Here is a 2,331-nt window from a genome sequence, read left to right on the forward strand (position 1 = left end):
GCTGGAGCCTGCGGGCGGGCGGCAGCCGCGGCGGCCGCCCTGGCTGCCGCCTCTGCCTGCAGGCGGGCCTGTTCAGCGGCTGCGGCGCGTTTTGCCGCCTGCGCTGCCTCGTAGGCAGCCTGCGCCGCCTGGCCCTGCCGGTACGCGCCCTCAACTGCCGCCGTCGTGCCCTTGAGGGAGGCAAGTTGCGCTGTCAGCTCCTCGCTGCGCTTCTGGCTTTCGGCCACTTGGCGCGCCATCGCCTCCTGCGCGGACCGGGCGGCGTCCAGCTTCGCTTTGGCTTGCAGGGACAGCCGCTCACGTTCGGCTTTGGCGGCGCTCTCCTGGGCAGCCAACGAGGACGCCACCCTGCCGGCGGATTCGGCCCTGGCCACCAGCGCTGCCGTCTTGTCACCCACGATGCGCACCACGTTCAGACCCTGGACGCTGTTGGTCTGGATCGCATCGAGGGCAACAAAGAATCCCATGGTGGTGCCGCCGGTTTTATAGGACTGGGCCGCGAGGGCGCCCAGGTCCTTCCGGTGCCGGGACAGCTCGGTGTTTGCTTGGGAAACCTGGGCGGTGAGGGTCTGCACTTTTGCGCTGGCCGCCTGAAGCGCAGAATCGGTGACGGCATACTCCGCCGCTGACTGGACGGCCGCTGTCCCCAGGGACTCGGATTGGGCCTGCAGGCCACCCAGCAGGCCACTGATCCTGTTGATTTCCTCTGCGGTGCCGGATTCCGTCAGCTTTGCCTGCTGGACGTCCTCCCAGGAGGGGTAATCACCCGCCGGACCCTGGTCCGCCGCCCCGGCCGGGCCGAGCCAAACCGTACCCGTAAGGGCAAGGGCCAGCATCGCCGCAGGCAGGGGCAGGCGGGTTTTGATAACGAACCGAGACATAGTCCGGAAGCATACAGCTCTCAACCTTCAGTTGAAGGCTGGCGTGCTGACATCGTTATGCAATCTGGAAAGGTGAACCCCTGCCCAGAGGTCGAACGCCGCCCCCGCGCACGGCGGCCCAAAGCTCTGCCGTGCGCTGCCCACGAGCGCCGCTTCGGCTGGTGCCGGCACAACGTTTTATTACTTTGTGACGAACCTCATGCACTCCGCACCGGCGCGCCTATCTTCCGTGGTCAGCCCGCTATGCAAAGAACCTCCAGTCATTGGCGGAATACGAGAGAAGCCGCTCGTATGTTATTCAAATGTGACAATCGGCGGGCTGGCAGGTTATGGTCTTCAGGTGTCCCTCCCAGACGGGACATTCCCCTCAGCATGCCGAGCCCTGCCGCTGATCCGGGATTCAATCGTTTCCAGCTGGCAGGGACGGGGGAACCACCTTTCCGCGGCCTCATGCGAGGCCTTGGGGTTAAGTCGATAGCGCCTTCCGTTCCGTCCGGAGCCGCTACCGGCCGGGTATCTCCAACCCGAACCCGACAGCTCACCCCGCAGGCATGGGAGAGGCGATCAAACGTGTCAAAAAATTCCATCACCGCCCGTCACCGCGCGACTCCGGCCCGCTCAATCGCGCTCCAGGGCTTGGCTGTATCCGCCAAGTCGCTTGGCCGCCCGGCCCTGGCCGTAGCAGCAGCTTCCGGCATTGCCTTCGGTGTGGGCGCCCCGGCCCACGCAGGCGTAACCGGACCGGACACCACCGGGACCACTAACACCCAGGCGTCCGTGGCACCCGCAGCTGCCGTGGCTGCACCGGCAGCAGCTGCCGCCAACGTCCACACCGTGGTTTCGGGTGACACCCTGGGCGGCATCTCCGCTGCCTACGGCGTCAGCCTCAACGATGTACTGGCCGCCAACGGCCTGGCGATCTCCACGATCATCTTCCCGGGCGACCAGATCCAGATTCCGGGCGCCGGCTATGTTGCAGCTGCTCCGGCCCCCGTCCAGGCGGCCGCTGCTCCTGCTCCCGTCCAGACTGCCGTTGCCGCGGCTCCGGCCAACACCGGAGTGAATGTTTCCTACGCTTCAGCTCCGGCAGCTGCCACGGGTTCGGGCGCCGGCGCTGCGATCCTGGCATCGGCCTACGGCCAGGTTGGCATCCAGCAGGACTGCACCGCCATGGTGGAGAAGGCCCTGCGCAGCGTGGGCAAGTCTGTTGGCGACCTGGCTCCCGGCCAGTTCTACCAGTACGGCTCCGTGGTGGGCTCCCCCGCTGCCGGTGACCTTGTGATCACTGCCGGCCACGTCGGTGTGTACGCCGGCAACGGCCAGGTTGTCAGCGGCGGCGTGGACGGTTTCAAGACCGAGGTCCACTCCATCAGCTGGCTCCCGGGCGCTTCCTTCGTCCGCGTAGCTTAAGCAACACCACCCGGACAGGGGCGGCAGGCGGGTAACCCCC

General features: G+C 66.8%; 1 protein-coding gene, 1 pseudogene and 1 riboswitch. Of the genes and pseudogenes, one reads left to right on the plus strand and one right to left on the minus strand.

What is annotated here, in order from left to right; translation table 11 throughout:
* Window positions 1-881 (minus strand): annotated as a pseudogene (locus FNL14_RS05370) (lytic transglycosylase domain-containing protein); the annotation flags it as partial.
* 363 nt (window positions 882-1,244) lie between these two features.
* Window positions 1,245-1,448, plus strand: a riboswitch (cyclic di-AMP (ydaO/yuaA leader).
* Between the two features lie 3 nt (window positions 1,449-1,451).
* Between FNL14_RS05370 and FNL14_RS05375 the strand changes: the two are divergent.
* Window positions 1,452-2,291, plus strand: coding sequence for a LysM peptidoglycan-binding domain-containing protein (locus FNL14_RS05375; RefSeq protein WP_091419786.1), 840 nt, complete (start codon window positions 1,452-1,454; stop codon window positions 2,289-2,291).
* Window positions 2,292-2,331 lie beyond the last annotated feature (40 nt).

It is taken from the genome of Pseudarthrobacter sp. B4EP4b (assembly GCF_006680095.1).
Taxonomy (GTDB): Bacteria; Actinomycetota; Actinomycetes; order Actinomycetales; family Micrococcaceae; genus Arthrobacter.